Consider the following 23,847-nt stretch of genomic DNA (forward strand, 5'->3'; position numbering starts at 1 on the left):
TCGCATTTAATTTATTATTGCTGTCAAAAACTTTTTAATTGACATTCAATTTTTGCAAATTTATTTTGGCAATATAGATTGCAGTTCCTGTAGAACATTCATGTGAAGAATAATAGCTTACCCATAAATAATCATCTTTAATAACCATTCCCGGATAAGAACAGTCTCCTCCGCTTTTAATTGTCAAAAGTCTTTTATACGTTTTAGTTACTATATCGAACTGTCCTAACATGACCTGATTATTTTCTCTTCCTGAAATTATCATAAAATTATTTTTCGTAAATAGAAAATTAGGTCCCCCAAAATTTTGAATAGGAATTTCACTAGACCAGTCCCATTTGCCATTAAGGTCAAAAGTTCGTCCAATTAAAGCTGAGCCGTTATTTCTTCTTGCTAAAATAAAAAACTCCCCGTTGTTAGAAACTCTTAAAGTTGATTCGGTCGGCAAATTACTAATATCACTAAATGATTTAATGTTTTTAAAAAAGTTACCTTCATCACTTTGATATAAGTCGAATATTCCATTTCCATTATAACCAATGCTGTATGCTTTGCCATTGTACCAGGTAATTCGCCATGGCCAGGATTCATTTCCTGAAATTTTTGCAGTATTAAGTTTTAAATTGTCTAAAACGACATTTTTTAGATCACCCCATTGTCCCGAAGAAGAATATTTTGAATTATAATCAGTAAAAGAAGATATTTTTTTATTTTCATACTTAGAGCCATGGATATAAAGCATCAGTTTATCCTTGTTTATTGCAAATTTAGGGTCTCGTAAATCTGTCCCATCTACACTGAATTCTTTTGTAAAATTCCAATTAAAGCCGTCTGGACTAACTAATAATTTAATCACGCCATCCTGACCATCAGCATGTCTATCTGATTCTCGAAATGCTAAAAAAAATTGATTATTAAAATAAACTAAGTCTGTAAACGCTTGGTTTTTATCGCTTATATCGGTAACTCTTCGAATTAGAAGGTCATCATTATCATCTTCATCTTGAGAAGTACAAGAAGTACAAAAAAGAAACCCGAAAATCAAACTTAGTAAAATTTTTTTCATAAAATTAGTTTATATGGTCCCACTTTAATGCGTCTCCCTTTTCCAGATCAAAAGTAACTTTTTTACCTAGAATATCCTTAAAAAATTTTGGATGCATACCAAAACCAGGTCTGATAGATCTAACGTTTTCCTCTGTAATTACATCCCCTGCTTTTATATCCTGAACAACATATAATGATCTGGAAAAATCTTTTCCCTGAGCTTGTTTTTCGGTTAATTTATAATCTATAACACCAATTGCACTTTCAGCCTCTCGAACAGCTTTTACCATTTCAGTAAATTCTTTTTCATTCATGGAAAAAGATGCATCAGGCCCTCCAATTGAACGATCTAAGATGAAATGTTTTTCTATCATTTTTGCTCCTAAAACTGTAGCAACTATAGGAACTGTTGCTCCCATGGTATGATCTGACAAGCCACTGATTACATTATATCTTTGTTTCAAATCACTAATCATCGCCATATTAGCCTCCTCAATGGGAGCAGGATAACTTGTGGTGCATTTTAATAAAACAATATCAAAATTGCCCATTCTTTTACAAGCATCCAAAGCCAATTCTATATCTTCTTCTTCAGCTATACCAGTTGATATAATTACCGGCTTACCTTTTGAAGCAATATATTCTATTAATGGTATGTCTGTAATTTCTAAAGATGCAATTTTATAAGCAGGCACATTTAAACCTTCTAATAAATCAACAGCCGTTTTATCAAATGGTGAAGAAAAACAAACGAGCCCCTCTTCTTTAGCTACTCTAAATAGTTCTTCATGCCAATCCCACGGAGTGTATGCTTCCTTGTATAATGCGTGTAAATTTTGCCCTTCCCATATTGTACCTTTAACAATAAAGTCTTCTTTTTCAGAATTTATAGTCATTGTATCTGCTGTATAAGTTTGTAATTTTATACAATCAGCTCCAGCTCTCTTAGCTGCTTTTATTGTTTCAATAGCAGTTTCAATACTACCATTATGATTGGCTGATAACTCTGCAATAATAAAAACAGGTGAATTATCATTGATATCTATATTACCGATTTTCATATTTTAATTTATTGATCTGATTAAACAAAATGCCTCTGCAAAATAACTTCCTATTACAACACCCCATCTTTGAGCCTGAATTTTTAAGGCCTCTGGTGAACGAGGGTGTGGATATTTGCGGCGTTCAAATTCATAACTTTCCATTCCTTTAATCTTTGCATCAACATCTTCATCAGAAACACTAAAAAACAAGTTTGGCAGAAAATGTTTAGGATCTGACGGAGATCGCCATTCCGTGCCTGAAGGCGTTTCAAAGGTTATTATTATTTTCACTTTTTCATCTTGCATTGGCCTGCAGGCTGTAATAACTGATTCAAAAGTTCTTTGATGATCAATATTTACATCACCCCCGTGATGAGTAAAGATAACATCAGGATTAAATTGAGTTTTTTCTTTTTCAACAACTTTAACTAAATCTAACAAAGCAACCGAATCAAACCTATTATCCGGAAAATCATAAATACTTGTACTATGATAACCAATTGCTTTTTGTGCATTCTTGATATTTTCGCGGTGTGTTTTGAGTTGACTCTCCCACAATTGAACATCTCTGGTTTCAGAACGAGAAGTAATTCCCTCACCAAGAATTACAACATGTGTCTCAACATTATATTCATTAATTAATTTATGAAATGTTGCTCCTAATCCTAATAATTCATCATCAGGATGTGCAACCACAATCATAATTTTTTTATTTTTTAAAGATTCTAACATTGGCATCTATTATTTTTTTATTTGACTGAAAATTTGCATTCGTAAATTCTATTTTAAATTCAGACGTTTCTATAAAAGCATGCGGGTATCCTTCGCAATCTAACATTCTTATGAAATCGTAAACTTTTTCTAAATCGGACAATACGGCTAAATTACCATCATCCGGCTTTCTTCTTTTAAACTCTGTAATTTCACCAGCCTGAGGAACAGGTGTAATATCCTCTTTAATAATTTTTCTGATCATTTGTTCAACAATTGAAACAGATCTCTCGAATATTTCTCTAGCCGTACCGTTTAAACTAAGTTCTTCCTTCAGATAAATATCACCGGTATCAAGGCCTTGTTCCACCTTAATGGCAGAAATTTTTGTTTTTGTAAAACCTCTCTCTATTAAATTTTGCAAAGGACTTCCTCCTCTTCCAAAAGGCAAGTCAGTCATATGAAAAACTATACATTCATAATTTTCATAAATTTCACTAGGAATTATATATGACCAATGCGGAATAAAAATTTTTGTTGGATTAAAAGCCTTTAAAACATCTAGATTAAAATTATCCTTGGAATCTATTAATATCCAATTTCCACTATTATTTTCTCCTAAATTATTTAAAAGGCTTTTATGCCAGCTTTTTTCAGATAAGATTATGTATTTGTTCATAAAAATATTTATTACTCAATGTATTCGCTAAATCCTTTATATAATTTTTTACCAATTGAATTAGCAGAATAATTAGAAATTGGGATATTAAGTTTGTCTTCAATTGACCATTCCATATCTTTAAAACCAAACAAATGTCTAAAACGAATTGTGCTGGAAAATCTTGGATTAATTTCAAAAACAACAGGCCCTTTAGATGTTAATCGGAGTTGCACATTAATACTTCCAACCAAAGATAATTTTTCGGCAATTTTAAAAAGTAAATTATCAATTTCAGAGTTATCAACTACTTCACCATAACCAGTTTGACTTCCCATTAATTCTCTTTTAATTATAATTGTTCTAATAATTCCATTTTTGCTTCTAAATAATCCGCAAGTGTATTCACCATTATCACCATCTAAAAATTCCTGAACAATAAAATCAGGATTATTCCTTTTAAGAGAAAGAAAAGTATCAAAATCATGTACAATACTAACATCTGAACTTCCTGATCCTGTTCTGGATTTCAGAATTACTGGAAAATTTTTGAGTAAATCAACTTTTTCTATTGACTCAGTAATTGGAAATGGAAGATTGTTAATTTTTAAAAAATTTGCTGTTTCTAATTTGTCAAATCCGATTTGAAGAGCTAAATCCGATGCCAATATTAATTCTGCCTTATCTATTTTATTAATTTTTTCTTTAGAAAAAAATCGTAGTTCTGGTTCAGAAATTGGTATAATAAAATCGATGTCATTTTCTTTTACGAATTTTTCTAAACTATCAATGTAATTTAAATCATTATATTTTAGGCCTAAAAAAAAATTAGGATAAATAAATTTCGCCGCATTTTTATCTGATATATCGCAACCATATAGGTTATGGACAAGACTATATTCATTAAGAATTTTACCAATGCTTTGTCCTATATCACCTCCACAACCAGTCACTAATATATTTAATTTGTCTTTAATCATAAATTTTTAATTATTATTTTTATAATAGTATGACTACTATTATCTTGTCAATATTTTTACCGAATAACCTGCCTTCATTTCTATCGACTTAATTTCCTCGATTAATTTAGTTGTATCGTAAGAACTGATTTTTGTTTCGTAGCTTTTATTAGATGTATTAATTACTACCCAATATGCATTCCCGCCTTTTTGTCTTGATTGTCCAACAGATCCGCAATTAATTAAGGTAGTGTTTTTACATCTGTATGAAAATGCATAATGAGAATGACCAATTAGTACAAAATCATGGTTTTCTGAATTACATCTTTCTAATTGTGATATTGGAGCATCTGGATAAATATATTCATCAATACTGGATGTACTTCCATGATTCAATTGAAAAGATACTTGATCGATAGTAATTGATTTCTGTTTTGGTAGAGAAAACAGCCTATTCAGTGTGTTTGAATCAAGGTTATTCAATGCATATTCATGCCCTCTTCCGTATTTTTCAATTAATAATTCTGAATCAATTTTATTTTCATATAAATCCTGTAAAATTACTTCATGATTGCCTTTAATCAGCTCATAATCCCACTCTGAAAGCATCTGTAAAACTTTTTCCGGATGGTAATAATAACCAACTATATCTCCTAAAACAAAAATTTTACTCACTCCTATTTCCCTGGCTTCTTTTAATACACTTTCCAGAGCATAGTGATTACCATGTATATCCGAAATAACTGCTATTTTCATGAGTAAAAATTAATTGTATCAAATATTTTTTCAGCAGCTTCTTCCGGCTTTACAAGTTTATCTTCTTCTTTTAAGGAACTAAAATACTTATTTTCAGGAAATTCATTTTTCCTGATATCTAATTGCATTTTAGTATCAAGGACTCCCGGATCAACACTATACAACTTTAAGCTTTTATTATTTAAATTCTCCTCTTCTAAAACTTTAAAAAACATTTTCATGTATGCTTTTGAGGAGCAATATAAAGACCAATATTCTATCGGATTATTTCCTGCTCCGGAAGTTACATTAATCAAAATAGTTTTATTATTGTAAAAATTAGACAGTAATTCATTAATAAAATTTACGGGATAATTAATATTAATATTGATTGAGGAGTAAATTTCATTGTTTTTAAAATTACCAATTTTATTAATTGGTAAAATTACTCCCGCATTATTAAAATAATAAATAATTGAATCTTGATTTATTTCCTTTTTTAATATTTCAATAACTGCTGTAGAAAATGGCTCAGATAAATCGGTCTTAATTAATAATAATTTATTAGAATCAATTTCTTTATGATCTTCGTGTAGTGATCTGGAAATAGAAATAATTCTCGAATTCTTATCATTTAATGCAAGATCCACAAACGACTTACCAAGACCTCTGTTTGTACCAGTGATAATTACTATTTTTTTCAACTATTCAAATCTTATTTTCATTAGTACAAGGTAATTTTATCCTTGTGCTTAAATGGATTTCCAATTACAAAACTCTCTTCTTTTATATCCTTTGTTAAACAAGTTCCTATAGCAATAGTACTATTCCTCCCTATTGTTATATTATTTGCAATTGTTGAGCTGGTACCAATAAATGACAGCTCGCCAACATTTATAAAGCCACTTAAACATACACCGGGAGCAATATATGTACACTTACCAATATATGTATCATGAGCAACAATGGTTGAGTTTAGAATTATTGAACCATCTTCGATTACAACACCCTGATCTATATTACAAAGAGGATAAATAATAACACCCTTTCCTATTTTGGCATTTTTACTTACATAAGCTGTTGGATGAATAAAGCTAAAAATGTTATATTGTTTTTCGATTAAATAGTTTAAGATATCATATTTTAAGTTTTTACTGAGATAACCTAAAGTTGGTATAAAATGTAATTGCTTAAAAGCTTCTAATTTAAAATCATTAAATTTATATCTTCTTTCATTGCCGGTGCCAATGAGATCATCAGCGAAAATATAAATATTCTCTTCTTTATAATTGTTTTCTAGTAATGTATTATACAACTGTTTTCCAACGCTTCCAAAACCAATTAGACCTATTTTAATATCATCATAACTCATAGAATACATTTTTTAAATTCGCGTACTGTTGATAATTATATATCTTTTTTTGATTTTCTATTAGAAAGTCAGAAGACTTTACTTCCTCTATTTTTTCTTTAAATAAATCAAAATTGAGGTTTCTATAATCTCCAATTCCAATTGCCAAGTTATTATCAACAAAATAATTATAAGGTTGAATCTGGTTATCAGCAAAAAAACCTGTTATAATTTTGCTACCGATACAGGCTGTTTCATTCAATAAGCTACTTGCAGGAACAATATTTATATCTGAACTAGCTATCAACATTGCAACTTCATTAGCACTTATATTTTTATGAATTTTTAAATTTTTAAATTTTTCCAAGCTAGGATAAAACTTATAGGCATCTCCTATCAATAAATTAATTTCAGAAAAAGAATTTAGTTCAGATAAAAACCCTAAAACTTTTTCGGAAATATTAAAAAAATCGGCTCCCCCAAATGATAGGAATATTTTATTCGGAATTTTTTTTATTTGCCTATATTCTCTATTAAAAAATTCTTCTCTTAATAAAGCATAATCAGTTCCTAAATATAATTTAGTATACTTTTCTTTTTTAAATGAATTAGGTGTAAAACCCGGTATATTATTAATTAATGCATCACAAATATAATTTTTATCATTATGATCATCTATATAAATTAATTTACATCCTTTACTTTTAATTTTTATTTGATATTCTGATTCAAAAAAGTAATTATCTAAAACAACAATATCATCTTTATCTAAATAATCGAGAAACTCGTTATAGTGATTATCATTATCACTAAGTTCGATTAAACTATTACAAATTTTATTAATTTCTTTTCGTTGATAATCTGTTGGTTTTTGGGTTGCATATACACAATTGAATTCTTTATTGATCAAGGCGGCAAGCCCTAAAGTTCTAACAAAGTGACCATATCCAATTTCTGAATTACCATCTGATCTAAAAATTACTCTCTTCATTGCAATTGATTGTGAATTAAGTGAAAAAATACACCACTACAGTTCATATTTAGAGTTTATTCTTTTGTAAGAGCTCATACTTTAATTCAGCAATATTCCAATCAACTTCATTATCAATATCCTGACCTTCCATTTCAGAAATTATTATACTTCCACTATTATTTGTTAATATTTTTTTATGCTTTAGGCATATATCGGTATTAAGCCAATAAAATTGTCCTGCGTCATGATAACTTCTTTCCAAATCCTGAGATCTTGACAAACTAAATTCAGGATAAAAAAAATTGATTTTTTCACCTTCGAATTTTAAAGCCCTTTGAATAGGAAACCCGAAAGGAATAACTGGAAAAACGCTATCATATTCCTGTGTTTCTAAAATTTTCAAACTCTCTGAAAGTCTATCGGAAGTAACAAAAGGAGCACAGGCATATAAGCAACATATAAAATCAAAATTTCTATTAATAGCCTGATATTTTTCCACTACCTCTTCTATTACATCAAAAGTGGTGGCGAAGTCTGTAGAAGTTTTTTCTGTTCGAAAAAAAGGGACGGTTGCTCCGTATTTATTTGCTATTTCTGCAATTTCATAATCATCTGTTGATACCATTACTTCATCAAACAGACCAGAATTTATAGCAGCTTCTATGGAATAAGCAATTATAGGCTTTCCTAAAAAAGGTTTAATATTCTTTCTGGGGATTCGTTTACTTCCCCCACGTGCAGGAATTATACAAAGATTAGACATTTAAGAATTCCAAAGTTTTTTTAATAACAAATTCTTGTTCTTCAATTGTCAACGTAGGATACATTGGCAGACTAATACATCTTGAATAATATTTTTCTGAATTACTCAAATCTGTCCCATTGTTGTATCCAATATTTTTATAATAAGGTAATTGATGCACTGGAATGTAATGAATTTGTGCATAAATCTTATTGGCATGCAAATAATCATACAGACCCTTGCGATCTTCGACTTCTATAATAAAAAGATGATGTGCATTCAAAAAGTTATCCGGCAAAACCTGAAACTTAAATTTTCCTTCAAAAGCATCTTTATATTGTTGCGCAATTTCATTTCTTTTAGCAACTCCTTTTTCATTTCTGGCTAATTGCGATATACCTAATGCTGCTTGAAAATCTGTGATTCTATAATTAAAACCTAATGTCTGCATTTCATAGAACCATCCTCCGTGATTCTCAGTCATATTTTCTTTTGTTATCCCATGGGATCGCAACAACAATAATTTTTTGTAAACCTCTTCAGAATTAGTAGTTACCATTCCTCCTTCGCCGCAAGCAATATGTTTCACAGGATGAAATGAAAAAACCGCTGCATCAGCGTATACCCCATTACCACAAAATTGTTTCTGTTCTTTAGAATCTATAAAAAATCCTCCAGGCGCATGACAAGCATCTTCTACAATCCAAAGATTATGCTCATTTGCCAAAGCTCTAAATGCCTCTAAATCGACAGGAAGTCCCGCAAAATCAACAGGAATAATACCTTTAAAAAAACCTTTCGGCTTACTTTCTATCAATTCTCTTGTTTTATCGAGGGATAATAAATAAGTGTCCCTATCAATATCAGCAAACCATACTTCAGCCCCTACAAAACGTGCACAATTTGCAGATGCGGCAAATGTTATGGGAGTAGTAATTATTCTATCGCCTTTTTCTAATCCCATAGCCATAACGGCAAGGTGCAAACCAGCTGTAGCATTATTCACAGCTACTGCATATTTAGCCTCAACATATTCTGCAAAATTTTGCTCAAATTCAGCTATCTTGGGACCTTGTGTTAAATAATCAGATTGAAGTGTATCAATTACAGCTTGAATATCTTCTGCTGTAATATCTTGCCTTCCATAAGGAATTACTTTTTTATCCATTATACTTCAAAATTAGTATCTACATGTTCTTTTATCAAACTTCTCAATGTATCTACTGTTTCCCAGTCTTCATTAGATCCAGAGTTATAATTAAATCCTTCTTCGACTTTTACAGCGTTAAAATGATTTAAAAACTCCTCTAATTTAAAATTAGGCACAGAAGGTAGAATAGTATAATACTTCCCTAAATCATATGTATAAAATGAATCTGATGCAGTAATCATCTCTTCATGTATTTTTTCACCTGGTCTAATTCCCACCACCTCAATTGGACATTGTGGCGCTACAGCTTGTGCAACATCTGTAATTTTGTAAGAAGGTATTTTTGGTATAAAAATTTCGCCTCCCCAAGCATGCTCCATTGCATGCATTACCATATCTACTCCTCCTTGAAGTGATATATTAAAACGTGTCATTGAAACATCGGTTATGGGCAACTTCCCTTCTTTCTTTTTATTAATAAAAAAAGGAATTACAGAACCATTAGATCCCATAACATTTCCGTATCGAACTACTGAAAATTTAATTGGATTAAATCCTTTAATATTATTTGCGGCAACAAACAATTTATCTGATGTCAATTTAGTAGCTCCATACAAATTAATAGGAGCACAGGCCTTATCCGTAGAAAGTGCAACGACCCCTTGCACGTTGGTCTGTAAAGCAGCGTGAATTACATTTTGGGCACCTCCAATATTGGTTTTTATGCATTCATCAGGGTTGTATTCCGCCAAGTGAACATGCTTCATCGCTGCAGCGTGAATCACATAATCAACTCCTTGAAATGCCCTGACCAATCTGGCTTCATCTCGAACATCTCCAAGTAAAAAACGAATTTGGGGATATTTGCTTTGAGGATATTCCTGAGCCATTTGGAATTGCTTTTGCTCATCTCTTGACAAAATAATCAATTTCCTGATTCCAGGAAACTTCTTTAAAATATGAGAAGTCAGTGCTTTTCCCAAAGACCCTGTTCCTCCTGTAATCAAAATTGCTTTATTGTCTAACATTTTCTAATAATGTATTATTTTAAACTCTATTTTTTATTAACTGTCTCACTTGAATATTCAAAGGTTAAAACTTTTGAACGACAAATCCTTGCTCTTATTCATTTATTCATTATACTAAATCCAATTTCCTGCTCTCTGTAGTGTCAGGCAAGTACAAAATTTTAGTTTAGAAAATATTGAAGCTATAGTGAACTTCAAATTCTTTACTATCTTCACTCTGGTTTCAATACAGTTTAAAACTTAAAAATTCTTAGCTTTTTTTTTTGCAAACTTTGCGATTAAAACCATTTAAATCTTAAACAATCTTAGGCTTGTAGTTCCCTCAATAACCGCTTCACTATCAAAAATAATATAGCTAAAAATCCAGCTAAAAATCCACCCAACACCAATCCTTTAGCTTTCCCAAAACGCTCTTTAGGCAACGGCAAAATAGGACGATCAATCACTTGTATCAATGGAGTTTCTTTTCGTAAGGTTACTTTCGCTAATTCGGTTTGTTTAACCAATTCGGTTAAGATAGCAGTATTAGCCTGAACATCCACCTGCCGGCGAGCTGATGGAGTACGACGTACATTGAGCGCAGGATTCAACATGAAAGTATTATCCGTAGCCACAGCTACACCCGTGATGGCACTATTCAATTCTGCACGTATAGAATCGGTTTGTCGTTTCAGAATTTCCATATTCATACGAGCTTTTTTACTTTTCGTATCAACATAAAAACGCCCTACTTGTCTTGCTAATGCTTCGCAAAAATAAAGTGAAAACAATTCATCGGTAGAAGTCACATCCATTGATATAATGGAAATTTTTTTATCTTTCTGGGCAACAGACAAAGAACTTTTAGACAAATTCCGGTACATTACACCCAATATACTGTCATGAACTCTTGTAAAATACTTGCGTTTGGTTTCAGGCAAAAATTGGATGTTCTTAAATTTCGGATTTTTGTTCCAACTGTCTCTCCATTCATTATTTTGAATGTACATTTCAGCCAAAGAAATTACTTTCCCATTTACTGTTACAGGTGATAATAACGTTTGCTCTACCATAGTACGGGATTTAAATAACTCAGTAAGGTTAGATCCTGTAAAAATACTCCCACCACCACCACCTAGATCCAATCCAAGTGTACTAGCTAAACCCAAGGCACTGCCTAATCCTCCTCCTCCTTTTTCATCCTCTAATGCAAAAGACAAAGTAGCTGTATAAACTGGTTTTTTGATAAAAGAATAAGTCACTCCCAGGGTAGCTCCAATTACACCCGCCAATACAATGATTCTCCATTGGGATAGCAAATAAACATACCATTCTTTTCCTTTTTCTATCAGTTCTTTTAAAGATATTTCGTCATTAGGTATTTCTTCTTTCATATTTGCGCTATCGTTTTTAGAATCCATAACTTAACCCTCTAGATTCAAACTCTGAAATTTTTATTCTTAATTCTATTTTCTGAATTCTGCCTTCCAATTTCTGGGTTAATTTCTCATTGTCTAGGAATTTTAACCCCTTAAACGAACTGCCGTAAAATTCCCATACTTTTCGTCCCTTCACTCCTCACTATAAACTATTCACTGCTAACCTACTTAAAAGCTGTAACCATAAGTGTTGCCAAACTTGTCATTATGGCGCCAATACTTACCCATTCACCTGTTGTCATTTTCCTAGTCAATGGTTTCTCCGGCACTACAATTTGAGAGCCTGGTAATACTTTTGGATAGGTTCTAAAAACCAAAAATACAGGATTCGAAACTGCTGCTTTCCCATTTGGATAAATGACATAGGCTTTTTTCTTCCATCCTCTGGCATCCAATCCACCGACTGCATCCAAATAATAATTAAAACCTCTCCCCTTTGTATAAGGGATCTCAGAAGTCAAAAGTACATTTCCTGTAATTTTTACACTTTCATTATAAGTAGCCACTTCAATCTCATCGTCTGGCAAAAGCGTTACATTAGTATTGTTGGCTGGATTTTTAATAATTTTTTTCCAATCAACTGGAATTGTGGCATATTTCTTTTCTTCCAATAATTTTTTAGCCAATTTATTTTGAATTGTATCTGATTTTACCCCTGAACCATTATTTTTTTCACCATCCTTTATTTTTTCGCCCTCAACATCTTCGATTTTGGAGCTTACATTCATGCTCACATTTTCCAAATCTTCAATTTGTTTGCCTTTTATAGGCCTTTTAATTTTTACTCCATCCAAATCGGCTACAGAAGTTAACCCTCCTGCTCTTTGAATGACATCGTAAATTTTTTCTTTTTTATTGGCCAAGACATATTTTCCGGTATATGCAACTGCTCCTGTGATTTTTACCATTTCTGGTTTTTCGAACACGGCCATTCTTCTGACATTAATTACATCATATGGCTCTAATGCAAAGTTTTTAATTTGCTCATTGGAGTCAGCGTTGATTTCAAGATTAAACAATGTCGATCGGTTGGGATCATTATCATTAATAGTCTCCGACTTAATCATACGCGCAATCTCAACACGTTTGGACGCAGAACCCTTTAATCCTCCGGCTTCAATCAGCAAATCATTCAAAGTCAAGCGATCATGATAATCATAAATGCCAGGTGTTTTAACCTCCCCGTCTATCGTTATCTTATATTCTTCCCTAAAATCCAAAATAGAATAAACAGTTACCTTATCTTCCTTGAGTAACGCAATATCAGCTTCACTATCCCCGGACAAAGCCTTTTCTAAATTAACATTGACAACTTCGGTGGTCAAATCAGACTTCAAACGCACAATTACAGCTCTCTTTTTATAGGCATCTTCTTTTAGTCCTTCTGCTTGTCGAATCAAATCGGATATTCTCATTCCTTCATAAAAAGAATAAGTATCTGGTCTAAAAACGGCTCCTTCGATAATAATACGGTTTTCAAATCGGTTTAAAATTTTGGAAACACGATACACATCACCATTCAAGGGTATATAACTGCCATATTGCGCAGCTTGTATATCGGCTACTTTAAATTCTTTTCCTGTTTTTTGCAAAACATTAACCGATGCCGTATAAGCAAATTCATTGAATCCTGAAGCAAAATTTAATACGTCAGAAAAACGCTCACCTTTTTTTATCTCAAATATACCCGGACGTTTTACTTCCCCTTCAAGGGTTACCCTATCTGTATAAGCCGGAATCCGAATGACATCATTATCCTTTAGACCTACATTATCCGATTGATTTCCTGAAACTAAAAAACGATATATATCAATATTTTTTAAAACCTTATTGTTTCGGATCAGCTCTATGTTTCTATAACTTCCATTTTTTCCGGGTCCTCCACCTAAAAACAGAGCGTTATATACTGTTGCCAAGGACGAAATAGAATAATTTCCAGGTTGTCTGCTGCCAATAATGGTTACTTTAATCGTTCGAATACGACTTAAACTTATACTAACTTGAGATTGTCCGGAACGAACTGTACTATAGATTCGGGCGATAGCTCCCTTTATTTTTTGGGTCGCGGCTTCAATAGTCATTCCCGACACTGAAATTTGTCCTACATATTGAATATTGACTTTTCCCTCTACAGTTACAGGCACATTATCATCAAACTCTTGAACACCGTTTACACTCACTTGCAATTCATCTCCAGGTCCTAAAACATAATTTACGGGCGTGGCCAATTTCAAATTAGGTTGAAAATTCAATGTGGGATTATCAAATAACTCCGATCCAAAAACAAGTGAATTCAAACTGTCTTTTACTTTTTCGTTTTCGAATTTTTCTTGCTTTCGTTCGGTATCGTCACTATCGTCCTGTTCGTCTTCCGACTCTGTATCTTTTGTTTTCTTTTTGGTCTTTTTTTTGTCTGCCGTAGCTTTTGGTCCTTCCGGGAGAGCCAAACGTTTTTTCAATTTGGCAAATTCTGTAGCACTCATTCCTTTTGATAGCGCCATGGATTCCGCTTGATCTATGGAAACATTATTGCTTTGCAATTGCGATTTTATCTTTGCTATGTCTCCGTCGGATAAATAATCTACTCTTACATTGCTTAAGTCATTCCCTTTTAAAATATCCTGAGCCATCAAAGTGGTAGATTGAAAAAGTGCTACAAAAAGGACAACTGCTGTAATTATTTTTTTCATATATAAATACTATTTTGGATATTATAACTTAAAATTTAATGTTTTTAAAGCAATTATTTCGTAATTTACTTTTGCAACTTATTTAATGAGATTGCTATACACAACTCACAACCCATTTTTCACCCTTTTACACGGCTCCGCCTCAGTGAGTCCCAATTTGGTTCACCGATTTTTAAGAATTTGCAAATTTATACTAAAAAAAAGGATTTTGCCCTCCTTTTACTGCGTTGATTTGGTGTTTTTATTTCAAAAATTTAATTAAAAACTAAAAACAGCACAAATAACTGATCACCAAATAATTAAAAACAACAATCACTTTTTTATACTTTACTCTGTTGGGTGTGATTATACTTTGTATAAAAAACAATCATTTTATTTTATTTTCACTTTAAGAATACATCCCAAAGACTCCAAAACGAGTACATAGTGATTGTGTTTTACTTTCTGTACAATGGCCGACTGTGCCATAAATGGTCCGGATTCCAATACAATTTTATCTCCTTTTTGCCATTTGTCTACCATAACTTCAAAAGTATCTGGCACATCTAACCAATTTTGAATAGCCTCAATTTCTTTCTCTTTTACAATGGCTGGCTTTCCCAGCCAAAATAAATAGCGTATGGCACCTGTAACTTCAAAAATGACATTCCGATCCTTTTCATTGACTTGAACAAAAATATAGGAATTAAACAACGGCACCTGTATTTTCTTTTTACGATCTGACCATTGACGTTCTTTGGTTATCAAAGGGCAATAGGCTTTAATCCCAATCTCATTCAACCGTTCCGCAACTTTCTTTTCCCACTTGGGCTTGGTATAAACTACGTACCAGTTCATATTTTTTCTCTTATTGAACTTAAAAATCTAAAATCTGCATTCTGAAATCTAAAATTCTTATCAAGAATACTGTTTCTCATAATAAGAAGCATAAGCACCCGAAGTCACATTATTTAACCAATCTTGGTTATTCAAATACCAATCAATTGTAATTTCCAGCCCTTCCTCAAAAGTAACCGATGGTTTCCAACCCAACTGTGTATTTATTTTGGAAGCGTCAATAGCATAACGCAAATCATGACCAGGTCGGTCTTTAACGTAAGTAATCAATTGAGCTGATTCACCTAAAGTTCTTCCTAATTTTTGATCCATAATTTGGCACAACACTGTAACCAAATCAATATTTTTCCATTCATTAAACCCTCCAATATTGTAGGTTTCATGATTTTTGCCATGATGAAAAACCAAATCTATTGCCACAGCATGATCTTTTACAAACAGCCAATCTCTGGTATAATTCCCATCTCCATAAACTGGCAATGGCTTATTATTGATAATATTATTGATAAACAATGGGATTAATTTTTCCGGAAAATGAAAAGGTCCGTAATTATTGGAGCAATTCGTAATTACATATGGCAATCCGTATGTTTCCCCATAAGCTCTCACAAAGTGATCTGAACTCGCTTTGGAAGCCGAATATGGCGAATTAGGATCATAAGCTGTAGTTTCCGTAAATAAGCCTTCAGTTCCTAGCGACCCGTAAACTTCATCTGTACTTACGTGATAAAAACGTTTCCCATCAAAGTTTCCGATCCATTGTTTTTTGGCAGCATTCAATAAATTCATTGTACCAATCACATTGGTTTTCACGAAAGCCAGAGGATCTTCGATAGAACGATCCACATGGGATTCAGCTGCCAGATGGATCACTCCGTCAAATTGTTTCTCTTCAAACAATCCATTTATAAAACTTTCATCGGTAATATCTCCTTTTACAAAAGTATAATTGGGTTCATTCTCAATATCTTTGATATTTTCCAAATTCCCTGCATACGTCAAGGCATCTAAGTTAAATATTTTATAATCTGGATAGTTCTGCACAAATCGTCTTACGACATGTGAACCAATAAATCCTGCCCCTCCTGTAATAAGTATCTTTTTCATTTTTTTATATTTTCTATTTTTCAGCTCTCTTTATACTGCTTTCTGAATTCTGCCAACTGTTATCTTTATTCTATTTTCTTTCAAATTGACATTGATATTGCCATTGCCATTGTTTTTTTCGACTTTTTTAAAACCAAAATCGACAACTCATAACTCATAACTCTTTCAAAGTTTTCCATCCACTCCATCCGTCAAAACCCCTTTAACATCATAAAGAATACTACATTTTTCCCTTAATGAATTGATATCAAGATTTATAAATTCGGCATGAGCCACTCCCAAAACTACTGCATCAAAACTAGTCTTTGGAACATCATTTACAATTGTTAAACCATATTCGTGTTCTACTTCCATTGGATTTGCCCAAGGATCAAAAATAGTCACTTGAATTCCATAATCTTCCAATGCCTTTATCACATCAACAATTTTGGTATTCCGAACATCTGGACAATTTTCTTTGAAAGTAATACCCAGCATCAACAAACGGGCACCATTAATAGTCACTCCTTTTTTGATCATTAGCTTCACTACTTGTGAAGCCACATATTCGCCCATACTATCATTCAAACGACGTCCTGCCAAAATTATTTCAGGATGATAGCCTTTTTCTTGGGCTTTTTGAGCTAAATAATAGGGATCAACTCCTATGCAATGTCCTCCAACTAAGCCTGGCTTAAAGGGCAAAAAATTCCATTTGGTACCCGCCGCTTTAAGTACAGCAGCAGTATCAATTTCTAAAAGATTAAAAATTTTGGCCAACTCATTGACAAAGGCAATATTAATATCACGTTGGGAATTTTCGATTACCTTGGCGGCCTCAGCTACTTTTATGGAAGGCGCAAGATGCGTCCCCGCAAGGATAACAGATTGGTACAATTCATTTACTTTTTGCCCAATCTCAGGTGTGGATCCTGAAGTTATCTTTAAAATTTTCTCTACTGTATGTTCCTTATCCCCCGGATTAATACGCTCTGGAGAATAGCCCGCAAAAAAATCGACATTGAATTGCAATCCCGAAACTTTTTCTAAAACGGGTACACATTCCTCCTCGGTAACACCTGGATAAACGGTCGACTCATAAATAACGATATCTCCTTTTTTCAAAACAGAACCGACAGTTTCACTGGACTTGTACAATGGGATTAAATCGGGTCGATTATTTTTGTCCACCGGAGTAGGAACTGTAACAATATAATAATTACAATCGGCGATGTCGGCTATTTTTGAAGAACAATACAATCCTTTTTCATCGCTTGGTTTTGAAACCAGAACTTTTTGCAAAGTTTCATCATCAACTTCAAGCGTACTGTCGGTTCCCGACTGCAACGCTACAACTCTTGATGTATTAATATCAAAACCTACAACTGAAAATTGGGTAGCAAATAATCGAGCCAAAGGCAAACCAACATAACCCAAACCTATTACTGCAATTTTTATGTCTTTATTCAATTTCTTAAACTATTGTTGGTTTTGAAAGTTTTATTTATAAAATAATTTTTCAGAATTGTAATGTATTTAACCTTAACTCTGAATGAAATTTAGCAGACAAAGGTAGTAAAAATAAACTTCCAATTTTACCCCAAAAAACCTATTCCAATCAAAAAAAAAGATTCTTATAAACTAAAATTGTAAACAACTAATAGTCAATAAAAATCTTTTTATAAAAATCCAAACTGAAGGTGAAAAATCACAGGATAATGTATTAAAAGTAGTAGTGTGATAGCAGGCAACATCAAGGTATGTATTTATCCCAAAGATGTACAACGTATTACCGGTAAAACAAACAGACAGGCAAGGTTGTATTTAAACAAAATTAAAGACAACTTGAATAAAGAACCACATCAATTAATTTCGATAGAGGAATTTTGTTCGTATTCAGGCCTTTAGCTAGAGCATGTTTTACGTTGTATAATCGGGTAACATGTAAGGGAAAAATCTCTAGTCAATTACTCTAAAAAAAACACTAGTTCAGCAAGTAGTTCATAAAACAACAACCACTTAATAATAAAGCAGTAACAGATCGAAAACCGGCATCATCATAGCAAACGAATCAATTTATTTAATAAAAAAGCAAAAGCCTTACAAACAAAAAAAACTTATCCCCTCAACTGGGGAGAATATCGTGTTCGTAAAAGGGAGTCCCTCATACACCGAGTGAATACTATTAAGTGAAGTTCTTTTTTCACCCCTAAGTCTCTAAATTGAAGAATAAAGCTGTTTTCTTGTCGGTCTTCCCGCTTTCAAAGAAATTTACTAAACATTATCTATATAATTGAAAACCATTTTTCAAACCTAATCAAGCATAAAAAAGGGCTAACTTTATAAAATTAGCCCTTTTTTTTATGAAAATTTTGTTCGTTAAATTTGATTCATTTTTTTAATCAGGAATTTCATCTGCAATTTAGCCACAAACAAATTACTTCCCCATTTAGCATCCATCATTCACCATAACAAGACTATTACGAACCGATAGCCTGATAAACAAAACCAATATTTTCTAATTCTGCTTTATTTAATATATTTCTTCCGTCAAAAACAAAAGCGGGTTTTTGCATCTTATCATATATTTTTTGCCAATCATAGTGTACAAATTCATCCCACTCAGTAAGTACCGCAATGGCATGTGCATTTTCACAGGACAAATACGGATTATCAAAAGTAATAATACTCCCTGCATTCTCCTCTGACGATCTTGTTTCAAGATAATCCAAGTCTGAAAGAATCTTTTTTCGAGAAACTTTTGGGTCATATACCGCAATATTTGCGTGTTCATTAATCAAATCATTTGCCACATATATTGCAGCCGACTCTCTTGTATCATTGGTATCCTTCTTGAAAGCCCAACCCAAAAAAGCAATTTTTTTATCAGCTACGGTATTATATAGCGTTTTCACTATATTATTGGAGAAACGACGTTTTTGATGGTCATTCATAATAATCACCTGTTCCCAATAATCAGCTACTTCATTCAATCCGTATGATTTTGCAATATATACCAAATTCAATATGTCTTTTTGAAAGCAAGAACCTCCAAATCCAACGGAAGCTTTCAGGAATTTAGATCCAATTCGACTATCCATTCCTATGGCTTTAGCAACTTCATTGACATCGGCACCTGTTTTTTCACAAAGTTCAGACATTGCATTAATGGAGGAAATTCGTTGAGCCAAAAAAGCATTTGCCGTTAACTTTGACAGCTCTGATGACCAAACATTTGTGGTCAATATTTTTTCTGGACTTACCCAATTCGAATAAACATCAACCAAAGCTTGGATTGCTTTTTGTCCTTCTTCTGTGGTGTCTCCTCCTATTAAAATACGGTCTGGATTTAATAAATCCTGAACTGCAGTACCTTCGGCTAAAAATTCTGGATTTGACAGAATCTGAAACTGCACCCCATTCCCGGTAGAGTCAAGAATACTTTTAATAGCCTCGGCTGTTCGTACTGGGAGTGTTGACTTCTCAACAACAATCTTATCGTCTTTTGCAACTTTTGCAATTTGTCTGGCACACAATTCAATATATTTCAAATCAGCAGCCATACCTTTTCCTTTTCCATAGGTTTTTGTAGGCGTATTTACCGATATAAAAATAATTTGAGCTTCGTCTATTGCCTTATCCACTTCAGTGGAAAAAAATAAGTTTCTCCCCCTGGCTTCAGCAACAATAGCATCCAAACCAGGCTCATAAATTGGAATATTATCTGTATTTTCATCATTCCATGCTAAAATTCTTTCTGTATTCAAATCGACAACCGTAACTTGAATGTGAGGACAATTTTGTGCTATAACGGCCATGGTTGGCCCTCCAACGTATCCTGCCCCGATGCAACAAATTTTCGTAATTTTCATATTACTGTTCTTTTTCTCTATTCTGCTTTCTCTGTTCTACTTTCTCAATCCTGCTTTCTGAAATCTTTTATCTACTAAGATTCTCCCAATACCAACCTACAGCTTCCTTCAGTCCTTCTTGCAAGGAAAATTTTGGATTATAGCCCAAAATTGCTTTCGCTTTAGCTATACTGGCTAATGAATGAGGAATATCTCCCACCCTGTTTGGACCATATTCAATTGCTACATCAGCAATCTTTGGATCATATTCTGCCAAAAAAGTTTTTAAGTAACCAACCAAATCATTTAATGTATTGCGATCTCCATAAGCGGTATTATAAACGGTATTTACTGCTTTTTGATCTTCGACAGTCATCGCCAATTCATTCATCTGGATTACATTATCGATATATGTAAAATCCCTTGAATAATTTCCATCCCCATTTATTTTTGGACTTTGGTGCTGCATTAATTGCATAACAAACTTTGGAATAACTGCTGCGTAGGCCCCATTAGGATCTTGCTTTCTACCAAAAACATTAAAATAACGCAAACCAATAGTTTCCAATCCATAAGTTCTGCTGAAAATTTCGGCATACATCTCATTTACATATTTTGTGATGGCGTAAGGAGAAAGTGGTTTCCCAATTACATCTTCTACTTTTGGCAACCCCACCGAATCCCCATAAGTTGAAGAACTGGCAGCATATACAAAACGCTTAACATGTGCATCTCTTGCCGCTACTAACATATTCAAAAAACCGGAAACATTCACATCATTTGTGGTAATTGGATCATTTATCGATCTGGGTACGGAACCCAATGCAGCTTGATGCAATACATAATCTACTCCTTCTACCGCTTCTTGACATATTTCTAAATTTCGTATATCTCCTTCGATCAAACTAAAATTATCATTGTTTACAAAATCCTTCAAATTATGACGATGACCAGTAGCAAAATTATCCAAACAAACCACTTTGTATTCTTTGGATAAAAAATACTCACATAAATTAGATCCAATAAATCCAGCTCCTCCCGTAATTAGGACTTTTTTCATGTTATTTCCAGTCATTTTTAATTCATTTTAAAATAGAAGTAGTCATGATTTCTTTCTTCCAATTCTATCAATAATACTTTTTTTCTTTTCGCCCTCATGATAGCCGCTTGAATAATTTCCGCTTCCATAACCATACCCGTATCCATAACCACCACCATATTTGGCTTTATTTTCAAAACCATTCAAAATAATGCTCGTATTATGCAGTTCTCCTCGATTTACCCTATTATTCAGCAAAGTTATCATTTCTTTTTTAGTGAAATTTTGTCTTACCATATATAAAGTAACATCACAATATTGCGCCAGCTCAAGAGAATCAGCAACCAAACCAACCGGTGGCGTATCCAAAATAATGTAATCGTATTTAGTTTTTAGTTCTTCTATCAATTCTTTCATTCCGTCACTCATAATCAGCTCCGAAGGATTGGGAGGTATAGGCCCTGAAAATATTACATCTAAAAAAGGAACTGAAGTATGATTTACAATTTCATCCAAACTTTTCTGTTTAATCAAATAATTGACAACTCCCGATGTATTGCTCAAATTAAATTCCTCAAACAATTTTGGTTTTCTTAAATCCAAACCAACAATCACTGTCTTTTTTCCGCTTAAAGCAAAAACCGTAGCAATGTTTATGGAACAAAATGTTTTTCCTTCACCACTCACCGAAGACGTTATCATTAATGTTTTTGCCCCAGCGACATTACTCTTCTTGTACAAAAACTGAAGAGAAGAACGAATGGCTCTAAAGGACTCTGACAAGGCTGATTTTGGCTTTTCGAATACGGCCAAATCATTATTATCAGTATTAACTCCAACTATACCAATCAACGGAATACTAGTTAACTTACTTATATCATCCGGGTTTTGAATGGTGTTATTGATAAAGAAAATTACAACGATAACTAACAAAGGCAGTAAGAACCCAATAAATAAGGCCAATATGTAATTCACCCCTGTCTTAGGTCCTATTAGACCTCCTCCAATATCTTTAGCCGAATCTATAAAATGAATATCAGACAGATTGGCTGCTTTTACGATATCAGCTTCACTCCTTTTTTGAAGAAAAGTACTGTAGATATTATCATTTAAGTCGTATTTTCTTTTGATTTTTATCAATTCTTGCTGATCATCTGGCAGACGCTTTATCTTACTTTCAGCTTCATTCATTTTACTCTCCACCATTGCCAAATCATAGTCCAAAGAAGTTTTTGCAGTAGTAATATTTTCCAATAAAACGTTTTTAACCGCTTCCATTTGATTATCAAAATCCCGAAATATTTTTTCACTTTTCACAGCATAAGCCATCTCCGATCGCTGAGTAGAAAGAGCTATTAATTTGGACACATTGACTGCAATATTAGGATCTTCAATTCCTGCCACGGAAGGTGCAGGCAATTTTGAATAATCAACACTGTTTCTTAAATAAGATCTTAACGAATTATAATAAGCTATTTTTCGTTTTACAGCGTCTTTTTCTACGTCGAAATTAAGAATTTTATCTGAAAATTTAGCCGCCCCTCCTTCTTCAACATCATAAATATTTTTATCTTTTCTAAAAGATTTTAACTCATCACCCGTCTGTTTGAGTTGAGATTCCATAGCAACAAGTGTGCTATCAATAAAATTAATAGTGTTTGTTGCAAATTGATTTTTACTATCTAGCTGTCTTTTAATCAGCATATTTACAGTCGAATTCAGATAATCGACCATTCGGGCTTTATTAGTACCTTGCATTCCCAAAGTAATTATAGAACTTCCTTTGTCATCTGTTTTTACATTAATGTTTCTATAATTTGCAACTGTGCCGTCAAAGTCATTGAATCGCACAAAGTATTCATTCCCCTTGTACAAACCTGGATTGTCATTTATTTGCAATGTCCAATTCAAAAAAGGCAAAGATACTTTTTGTCCAACTTTGTATTTTTTTACAAATTCTCCTTCTACAACTGACGTGTTACTATAACTATTATCAGAATAATGAATAAGTGAAACAGATGTTCTTTCAAAAGGAATTCTTATTTCATATTCATTTTCAGTAATAAATTTAATTCCTATCAGATTTCCTGCTACTTGACCCTGCTTTTCATCAATATCAAAATGAAACGGAACAGCTCCGTATGCATCTACAAGATTATACTCTCCTTGCACCAAATAATCAATATAGAATTGTAATTTATCAACCACCAACTCATTGTGCGAGCGGGACTGCAAAGTGGTCGAGATAGTCTGCATTTGATCAGAAGCACCTCCCCAATTAAAAACCAAGTTGGTACTGGATGTAAAAAGCGGATTGGTTTCTTCCTTAACCGAAATTAGAGTTTCGATTCCGTAAATTTTCTCTTTGCGTATATTAACCTGATACGCAATCATTAATGCCACAACTACAGATAGCAAAAACCATTTCCAATAACTTAATATCTTTATTAAAAAACCCTTAAAATCAAAACTGGGCTGATTTTCAAAAACCGAAAAATCTTTAATATCTAACATATTGGAAAATTGATT

The 23,847-nt window shown here is 32.9% G+C and carries 20 protein-coding genes; all 20 read right to left on the reverse strand.

What is annotated here, in order from left to right; all coding sequences use genetic code 11:
- Positions 1–34: 34 nt before the first annotated feature.
- The 20 genes from DOS84_RS15305 to DOS84_RS15405 all read right to left on the reverse strand — a co-directional run bounded on the left by DOS84_RS15305 (position 35) and on the right by DOS84_RS15405 (position 23,832).
- The gene (locus DOS84_RS15305) at positions 35–1,066 is read right to left on the reverse strand and encodes a hypothetical protein (RefSeq protein WP_111410995.1); all 1,032 of its coding nucleotides are present in this window, start codon (positions 1,064–1,066) and stop codon (positions 35–37) included.
- A 4-nt stretch (positions 1,067–1,070) separates the two neighbouring features.
- A complete protein-coding gene (gene pseI, locus DOS84_RS15310; RefSeq protein WP_111410996.1) occupies positions 1,071–2,108 on the reverse strand; it encodes a pseudaminic acid synthase in 1,038 nt (345 codons plus the stop codon).
- Between the two features lie 3 nt (positions 2,109–2,111).
- A complete protein-coding gene (locus tag DOS84_RS15315; RefSeq protein ID WP_243636386.1) occupies positions 2,112–2,828 on the reverse strand; it encodes a PIG-L deacetylase family protein in 717 nt (238 codons plus the stop codon).
- On the reverse strand, positions 2,800–3,480 hold the full coding sequence (locus tag DOS84_RS15320; RefSeq protein ID WP_111410998.1) for a formyl transferase: 681 nt from the start codon (positions 3,478–3,480) through the stop codon (positions 2,800–2,802). The genes DOS84_RS15315 and DOS84_RS15320 overlap by 29 nt, the downstream gene beginning before the upstream one ends.
- An 11-nt stretch (positions 3,481–3,491) precedes the next feature.
- On the reverse strand, positions 3,492–4,439 hold the full coding sequence (locus DOS84_RS15325) for an ATP-grasp domain-containing protein (protein WP_111410999.1): 948 nt from the start codon (positions 4,437–4,439) through the stop codon (positions 3,492–3,494).
- Between the two features lie 39 nt (positions 4,440–4,478).
- Entirely contained in the window at positions 4,479–5,174 is a 696-nt protein-coding gene (locus DOS84_RS15330) for a metallophosphoesterase family protein (RefSeq protein ID WP_111411000.1), read from the reverse strand.
- Positions 5,171–5,857, reverse strand: a complete 687-nt coding sequence (locus tag DOS84_RS15335) for an SDR family NAD(P)-dependent oxidoreductase (protein ID WP_111411001.1) — start codon at positions 5,855–5,857, stop codon at positions 5,171–5,173. The genes DOS84_RS15330 and DOS84_RS15335 overlap by 4 nt, the downstream gene beginning before the upstream one ends.
- 20 nt (positions 5,858–5,877) lie before the next feature.
- Positions 5,878–6,525 carry an acetyltransferase gene (locus DOS84_RS15340; RefSeq protein WP_165830454.1) on the reverse strand — a complete coding sequence of 216 codons (648 nt, stop codon included), beginning with the start codon at positions 6,523–6,525 and terminating at the stop codon, positions 5,878–5,880.
- Complete coding sequence (gene pseG, locus DOS84_RS15345) at positions 6,515–7,495, reverse strand: UDP-2,4-diacetamido-2,4,6-trideoxy-beta-L-altropyranose hydrolase (protein ID WP_111411003.1); 981 nt, start codon at positions 7,493–7,495, stop codon at positions 6,515–6,517. The genes DOS84_RS15340 and pseG overlap by 11 nt, the downstream gene beginning before the upstream one ends.
- A 49-nt stretch (positions 7,496–7,544) precedes the next feature.
- Positions 7,545–8,240: a pseudaminic acid cytidylyltransferase gene (gene pseF / locus DOS84_RS15350; RefSeq protein WP_111411004.1), complete on the reverse strand. Its 696-nt coding sequence runs from the start codon at positions 8,238–8,240 to the stop codon at positions 7,545–7,547.
- Positions 8,233–9,387, reverse strand: a complete 1,155-nt coding sequence (gene pseC / locus DOS84_RS15355) for a UDP-4-amino-4,6-dideoxy-N-acetyl-beta-L-altrosamine transaminase (RefSeq protein WP_111411005.1) — start codon at positions 9,385–9,387, stop codon at positions 8,233–8,235. Before pseC ends, pseF begins: the two co-directional genes overlap by 8 nt.
- On the reverse strand, positions 9,387–10,397 hold the full coding sequence (gene pseB / locus DOS84_RS15360) for a UDP-N-acetylglucosamine 4,6-dehydratase (inverting) (protein ID WP_111411006.1): 1,011 nt from the start codon (positions 10,395–10,397) through the stop codon (positions 9,387–9,389). Before pseB ends, pseC begins: the two co-directional genes overlap by 1 nt.
- A 305-nt stretch (positions 10,398–10,702) precedes the next feature.
- The gene (locus tag DOS84_RS15365; protein ID WP_111411070.1) at positions 10,703–11,770 is read right to left on the reverse strand and encodes a Wzz/FepE/Etk N-terminal domain-containing protein; all 1,068 of its coding nucleotides are present in this window, start codon (positions 11,768–11,770) and stop codon (positions 10,703–10,705) included.
- A 209-nt stretch (positions 11,771–11,979) separates the two neighbouring features.
- Positions 11,980–14,505 (reverse strand): SLBB domain-containing protein, encoded by a 2,526-nt coding sequence (locus tag DOS84_RS15370; protein WP_111411007.1) that lies wholly within the window; start codon positions 14,503–14,505, stop codon positions 11,980–11,982.
- Positions 14,506–14,877: 372 nt separating this feature from the next.
- Positions 14,878–15,342, reverse strand: coding sequence for a UpxY family transcription antiterminator (locus tag DOS84_RS15375; RefSeq protein WP_111411008.1), 465 nt, complete (start codon positions 15,340–15,342; stop codon positions 14,878–14,880).
- Positions 15,343–15,402: 60 nt separating this feature from the next.
- Positions 15,403–16,449 (reverse strand): dTDP-glucose 4,6-dehydratase, encoded by a 1,047-nt coding sequence (gene rfbB, locus DOS84_RS15380; protein WP_111411009.1) that lies wholly within the window; start codon positions 16,447–16,449, stop codon positions 15,403–15,405.
- A gap of 165 nt (positions 16,450–16,614) precedes the next feature.
- Positions 16,615–17,898: a nucleotide sugar dehydrogenase gene (locus DOS84_RS15385; RefSeq protein WP_165830455.1), complete on the reverse strand. Its 1,284-nt coding sequence runs from the start codon at positions 17,896–17,898 to the stop codon at positions 16,615–16,617.
- 1,010 nt (positions 17,899–18,908) lie between these two features.
- The gene (locus DOS84_RS15395; protein ID WP_111411011.1) at positions 18,909–20,300 is read right to left on the reverse strand and encodes a UDP-glucose 6-dehydrogenase; all 1,392 of its coding nucleotides are present in this window, start codon (positions 20,298–20,300) and stop codon (positions 18,909–18,911) included.
- A 67-nt stretch (positions 20,301–20,367) separates the two neighbouring features.
- A complete protein-coding gene (locus DOS84_RS15400) occupies positions 20,368–21,354 on the reverse strand; it encodes an SDR family oxidoreductase (RefSeq protein ID WP_243636387.1) in 987 nt (328 codons plus the stop codon).
- A 27-nt stretch (positions 21,355–21,381) separates the two neighbouring features.
- Positions 21,382–23,832, reverse strand: coding sequence for a polysaccharide biosynthesis tyrosine autokinase (locus tag DOS84_RS15405; RefSeq protein ID WP_111411012.1), 2,451 nt, complete (start codon positions 23,830–23,832; stop codon positions 21,382–21,384).
- Positions 23,833–23,847: the final 15 nt, after the last annotated feature.

Origin of the sequence: Flavobacterium aquariorum, assembly GCF_003254745.1 — a bacterium.
In the GTDB taxonomy this organism is placed as follows: Bacteria; Bacteroidota; Bacteroidia; order Flavobacteriales; family Flavobacteriaceae; genus Flavobacterium; species Flavobacterium aquariorum.